Source organism: Streptomyces alkaliphilus (assembly GCF_014141535.1).
Lineage (GTDB): Bacteria > Actinomycetota > Actinomycetes > Streptomycetales > Streptomycetaceae > Streptomyces > Streptomyces alkaliphilus.
Window position 1 is genome coordinate 1 of record NZ_VKHT01000458.1, and the last position, 4028, is coordinate 4028.

General features: G+C 73.5%; 3 protein-coding genes. All 3 read right to left on the reverse strand.

Going from position 1 to position 4028, the window contains the following annotated elements; translation table 11 throughout:
- Window positions 1–118: 118 nt before the first annotated feature.
- Window positions 119–448 carry a plasmid stabilization protein gene (locus FNQ90_RS14900; RefSeq protein ID WP_182606826.1) on the reverse strand — a complete coding sequence of 110 codons (330 nt, stop codon included), beginning with the start codon at window positions 446–448 and terminating at the stop codon, window positions 119–121.
- Window positions 449–774: 326 nt separating this feature from the next.
- Window positions 775–1200 carry an Hsp20/alpha crystallin family protein gene (locus tag FNQ90_RS14905; RefSeq protein ID WP_143621198.1) on the reverse strand — a complete coding sequence of 142 codons (426 nt, stop codon included), beginning with the start codon at window positions 1198–1200 and terminating at the stop codon, window positions 775–777.
- Between the two features lie 331 nt (window positions 1201–1531).
- Window positions 1532–3532 (reverse strand): DEAD/DEAH box helicase, encoded by a 2001-nt coding sequence (locus FNQ90_RS14910; RefSeq protein ID WP_182606827.1) that lies wholly within the window; start codon window positions 3530–3532, stop codon window positions 1532–1534.
- Window positions 3533–4028: the final 496 nt, after the last annotated feature.

Here is a 4028-nt window from a genome sequence, read left to right on the forward strand (position 1 = left end):
GTGCGTGGGGTGCGTGGGGTGCCGTGGGCGTGACCGGCCGGGCGCCCGGGGTCGGGCGTCGGTCCGGTGGTGAGGGCGTGGCGCGCTGCGCGGCGGCGGCCGGGCATCGGGCCGGGGGTCAGTCCTCGCGGTCCAGGGCCCGGGCCAGCTCGTCCTTGTTCATCTGCGAGCGCCCCTTGACGTCGCGTCGCCTGGCCTCGGCGTAGAGCTGGTCGCGGGTGGGGCCGCCGGGCCCGTGGCCGGACCGCAGGCCGCCGCGCCGCCCGGAGGAGATGTCCTCCCGGGATTCCCGGCTGGACTCGCGGGCCTCCCCCGCGCGGGCGCGTTCCTTGTTGACGGTGCGGGCGGCGATCTCCTTCGCCCGTTCCTCGCCACGCCCCTGATCCAGCCGGCTCTGCTTGATCTTCTCGTACTGCCGCTCGCGCTTGGCGTTGGATCCGGCGGGCATGACGACACGCTCCTCTCACCGTCGACCGTTGTGGTGCACCCGGCGGCACCGGGTGTGGGCGGCCACCGGGGTCCGATGGGGCGGGTACCCGGGGCCGATGGGGCGAAACGGTCGAGAAGTGGAGCAACGGCGCCAGGGGTGGGAATCCACCGGTAAACCGACCCCGGGGCGACTCGGGAAGGTCGTCGCCCCGTCGACCGGGCATCCCTGCGGGCGCCTTCCCCGCCAGGGGCGGGGCAACGCACCATCCCGTGCGAACGGCGCCCACCCGGGAGGGGTGGGCGCCGTTCGCACGGGATGGGTGGTGGGGCCGGTGGGCCCGCCGCTCAGCCCTTGATCTCGCGGGGCTCCTCGGAACCGCCGGAGACCATCACCTTGCGCGGCTTGGCGCGCTCGGCGACCGGGATGCGCAGGGTCAGGACACCGGTGTCGTACCGGGCCTCGATGCGGTCGGTGTCGAGCGAGTCACCGAGGAAGAGCTGTCGGCTGAAGGTGCCGCGGGAGCGCTCGGCGAGCACCGATTCGGCGCCCTCGGGCAGGGACGGCGCACGCTCGGCGGTGACGGTGAGGACGTTGCGCTCGATGTCGATGTCGATGGACTCGGGGGTGACGCCCGGCAGGTCGAACTCGACGGTGAAGGTGTCGCCGGTGCGGTACGCGTCCAGCGGCATGGCCGCCGGCCGGGTGGCGGTCCCCAGCAACTGCTGGGCCAGCTTGTCGAACTCGCGCAGGGGGTCGGTGCGCATCAGCATGTCGGGTCGGCTCCTCTCGTGGCGGCGTTCCTGTTGCCGTGTCCCTTCCTTTATAGCGCAGGACGAGAAAACCTGCCAAGGAGTGACTCAACTTTGTGGAGCGCCTTCCTCTCCTCACGGGAGTCACCCGGCGTGAGGGCTCTCCGGGACCCGGGGGCACCGCTGTTCCCCGACCCACCGGGCCCACCGGGCCCGCCGCACGGAGTACCCGAAATCAGTCGCACACAGCGGCAAGGACCGGGAAAGGAACGAAAAAGCCGAACGGCCCACCCCGGGCGGGGTGGGCCGTTCGGCCTGCGGGTGACGGGGCGGCGGAACCGCCCCGAGGGGATCAGTTGTCGCGCGGGCGACGCGGGCCGTCGTTGCGCCGCTCACCGGCACGGTCGAAGGACCGACCCCGGTGGTCGTCGCGGCGGAAGCCCGGCCGACGGTCGTCACGGTCGAAGGAGCGACCCCGGTGGTCGTCGCGACGCCCGAACGGACGGCGGTCGTCACGGTCCCGGCGGTCCCGGTCGTCACGACGGCCGTGGAAGGGACGGTTGTCGCGGTCGAAGGGACGACGGTCGTCGCGGTCCCGACCACCCCGGTCATCGCGACGGTCGTCGCGTCGGTCGTCGCGTCGGTCATCGCGACGGAACCCGCCGCGCTCCCCGTCGCGACGGAAACCCTCGCGCGGGCCCCGGTCGCGTCCGCCCCGACCGTCCCGCCGGTCGTTCCGGTCATTCCGGTCGAAGGGGCGACGGTCGTCGCGATCCCGGCCGCCCCGGTCGTCGCGACGGAAACCGCCCCGACCCTCGCGGCGATCGTCGCGTCCGCCCCGGGCCGCATCCTCGGCCTCCCGGGCCTCGCGCTCGACACGCCGTGCCTCGCGACGGGCCTCCCGCTCCTCCCGGCGCCGCTCCTCCTCCGCCGCCTCCTCGGCGACGGCACGGGCGACCGCCTCGGTCGGGTCCTCGCCCCGCTCCTTGGCGGCACGGCCGATCAGGCTCTCCGCCTCCGAACGCAGCTCGGCGGCGTGGGCCTGCGCCCGCTCCAGCTCACGGGCCATCCGGGCGGCCTCCCGCTCTGCGTGCCGGGCGGCGCCGATGGCGGCCTCGGCCTGCAGCTCGGTCAGTGACCGGGCGCCGGTGATGGCCGCCACCTCGTCGTCGAAGAGGCCGTCGCGACCGATCATGTGCCGGGCGGCGTCCACCCCCGCGTCCTCCATCAGCCGGAAGACGGTCCGCCGCTGGTGCGGCAGGGCGAGCGAGACGACGGTGCCGGAACGGCCCGCCCGGGCGGTGCGACCGGAACGGTGCAGGTAGTCCTTGTGGTCACCGGCCGGGTCCACGTTGAGGACCAGGTCGATGCCGTCCACGTGGATGCCGCGCGCGGCGACGTCGGTGGCGACCAGGACCTGGATCCGGCCGTCCTTGAAGTCGGCCAGGGTGCGGGTGCGGGCGCCCTGGGTCATGCCGCCGTGCAGGGCGTCGGCCTTCACACCGACCTCGCGCAGCTGCTCGGCCACCCGGTCCGCGCCCAGCTGGGTACGGACGAAGACGATGGTGCGTCCCTTGCGGGCGGCGATCGCCGAGGTGATCGGGGCCTTGTCCCGGGGCTTCACCACGAGCACGTGGTGGCTCATGGTCGTCACGGCGCCCTGGGCTGCGTCCACCTCGTGGCTGACCGGGTCGACCAGGTAGCGCTTGACGAGGGTGTCGATCTCGTTCTCGAGGGTCGCCGAGAACAGCATCCGCTGCCCGCCCGCCGGAACCAGGTCCAGCAGCTCGGTGACCTCCGGCAGGAAGCCGAGGTCGGCCATCTGGTCGGCCTCGTCGAGGACCGCGACCTCGGTGTCCTCCAGCGAGCAGGCACCGCGGTTGATGACGTCCCGCAGCCGGCCGGGGGTGGCCACCAGGATGTCCACACCCCGCTCCAGGGCGTAGATCTGATTGCCCATCGAGGTGCCGCCGCAGACGACCTTCAGGCGCAGGCCGAGCTCGTCGCCGTAGGGCTGGAGCGCGTCGGAGACCTGCATGGCCAACTCGCGGGTGGGGGTGAGGATCAGGCCGCGGGGGCGCTTGGGCTGGGTCCGTCGACCGGTGAGACGGGCGAGCAGCGGCAGGCCGAAGCTCAGGGTCTTGCCGGAACCGGTGCGCCCGCGGCCGAGGATGTCGCGGCCGGCGAGGGCGTCGGGGATGGTGGCGGCCTGGATCGGGAACGGCACGGTGACGCCGTTGTGCGCGAGGCGGCGCACGACGGTGTCCGGCAGACCGAGGTCGGCGAAGGTGGTGGTGGGCTCGTCCGGCGGGAGGAGATCCTCGGTCGCGGGGACGTGGGCAGCAGTGGACATGCGGAAAAGACCTTCCGGAGTAAGGGGCACGCGCCTTTGCTCCGTAGGTCACGAATCAACCGCCTACTGCGGTCGGCCACGGTTTGACGAGCAACGCGCCACGCGGCGCACTGCGATCGGGCGCCGGGCAAGTGGGATCAAACGATCTACAAGCATACGCACCGTGTCACCGAGGACGCAAACCGGTACCGGCCGGCCCGGTACCGAACCCCGCCGGGACGCCCCCCGGTCCTCCACGACCGACCGGGAAGACCCACTCCCACCTGCGCGAACAGGAGCGGTTCCACCCGCGGGTGAGCCGCGTCACGGCACCTTTGACGGAGCCCCGGAGGACGCCGGAACAGCGGAAACCGGCCGGCGCGGGACGGCCCGGACCGCGCCGGGGCGGGAGCCGTGAAGGAACCTCGAGGGGGTCCGTGAAGGGATCGGGCACGCCCCCGCCCCGGGGCGGTTCGGGGGCGGAGGAGGAAGACGGGAGGCCCGCCCCTGCCGGGGG